The 817-nt window shown below is 55.4% G+C and carries 1 protein-coding gene; it reads left to right on the top strand.

What is annotated here, in order from left to right; translation table 11 throughout:
- Positions 1-44: 44 nt before the first annotated feature.
- Positions 45-802 (top strand): IS5 family transposase gene (locus KHO41_RS40990; protein WP_211958887.1). Its coding sequence is split into 2 segments (ribosomal slippage): positions 45-360 and positions 360-802, totalling 759 coding nucleotides; the frame shifts between segments, so codons are not numbered across the junction.
- Positions 803-817 lie beyond the last annotated feature (15 nt).

Genomic DNA, 817 nt, shown 5'->3' on the forward strand with positions numbered 1-817 from the left:
TAGGGCCTGTTCACACTAATTTGATTTAGTTGTATGCTTCGGTGATGGAAATCACCGAAGCCCAATATCGACAGATTGAACACTGCTTGCCTCGCCAGCGTGGCAACGTGAGCATGTCGAACCTGCAGATTTTGAACGCGATTCTTTATGTTGCTGAGCACGGCTGCAAGTGGCGCGGTTTGCCAAAGCGCTTCGGCCGGTGGCACACGGTCTACACGCGGATGAACCGATGGTCCAAGAGCGGCGTGCTGGACCGCGTGTTCACGGAATTGCAGCGTGCGCAGATCGTTCGCATCAAGCTCGAGGCGGTTTCGCTGGATAGCACGGCGGTAAAAGTTCACCCCGACGGTACCGGTGCATTAAAAAAAACGGACCCCAAGCCATTGGGAAATCCCGGGGCGGATGGACCACCAAGATTCATATGGTTGCCGCGGATGCTCGAACAGCCATAACGTTCGCGCTTTCACCCGGCCAGGCCGGTGATGCACCGCAGGGGCGCGCCCTGCTGCAAAGCCTTGGACCAGCCAATCGGCCACTACACTTGCTAATGGACAAGGCGTATGAAGGCGACGAGACGCGACAACTCGCGCTCGATCTTGGTTTTATTCCCGTCGTTCCGCCCAAAAGCAATCGCCTTGAACCATGGGAATATGATCGTGAGATGTACAAGCGCAGAAACGAAGTTGAGCGTCTGTTTCGCCGCCTCAAAGGCTTTCGTCGCATCTTCTCCCGGTTCGACAAGCTGGACGTGATGTTCATCGCCTTCATCAATTTTGCGCTCATCGTCGACGGGCTCAGATAGTGTGAACAGGCCCTA

Source organism: Cupriavidus numazuensis, assembly GCF_905397435.1.
GTDB classification, from domain to species: domain Bacteria; phylum Pseudomonadota; class Gammaproteobacteria; order Burkholderiales; family Burkholderiaceae; genus Cupriavidus; species Cupriavidus numazuensis.